Annotated in this window: 1 protein-coding gene; it reads right to left on the reverse strand. The window is 58.0% G+C overall.

Annotated features, from left to right (window positions below):
• Positions 1-350, reverse strand: a 350-nt coding sequence (locus MFP24_RS00280; protein WP_249246705.1) for an immunoglobulin-like domain-containing protein, incomplete at both ends; no start/stop codon positions are given.

Consider the following 350-nt stretch of genomic DNA (forward strand, 5'->3'; position numbering starts at 1 on the left):
TGGTATCTACCGTATCAGTAATATTTACCGTGGCGTCACCGCCCAGTTGCAGATCTTCAAAAACCTTGCCGGCCACGCTGGCGTCGGTAAGGCCCAGCGTTACGCTGCCCGAATCGTTATAAACATCATCGCCCTGCGCCGGCACGCTATAGGCCGCACTCTGCTCGCCGGCACGGATAGTCACCTGCTCACCGTTGCTTAGGGTGACCACCAGATCGTCGTCCAGTACCCGGTCTACCTTGATGGTAAAGACCGCGTCCTGCGCTTCGGTGACGTCGCCATTGCTATCGATCGTCACGTTGACGGTGTCCACCGTATCGGTGACGGTCACCGTTGCCGTGTCACTGGTA

The organism is Brenneria tiliae (assembly GCF_023347575.1).
Lineage (GTDB): Bacteria > Pseudomonadota > Gammaproteobacteria > Enterobacterales > Enterobacteriaceae > Brenneria > Brenneria corticis.